Origin of the sequence: Bacteroides sp. ET71, from assembly GCF_023336905.1 — a bacterium.
Classification (GTDB): Bacteria; Bacteroidota; Bacteroidia; order Bacteroidales; family Bacteroidaceae; genus Bacteroides.
In genome coordinates this window covers 1-253 of the sequence record NZ_JAMBLS010000182.1, presented here as the reverse complement: position 1 = coordinate 253, position 253 = coordinate 1, and the positions used below count along the sequence as shown (strand labels likewise).

The 253-nt window shown below is 54.2% G+C and carries 1 pseudogene; it reads right to left on the bottom strand.

Annotated features, from left to right (window positions below):
* Positions 1-253, bottom strand: a pseudogene (locus M3090_RS15785) (IS21 family transposase); the annotation flags it as partial.

Below are 253 nucleotides of genomic sequence, written 5' to 3'. Positions count from 1 at the left end.
GTCCTTTCTGTAATATTCACGTCCACGTATGTTTTTGTAGGTCAATGGAGCCGGGGAAGTCATGTCGGGCTGTACTTTCCCGTCCTCATCGGGAAGGAAATCCGCGTCTTCTCCCAGTTCAAGCACCTCGCGCAAGGCCTGATACCCGTATTGCAACTTCTGGTCCGCACATGCGCAAGCCGCAACCAGACGGTCGCGGCCGTATTTTTTCTCCAACGTCAAGATACCCCGACAGGACCTGAACGCTTTGGGT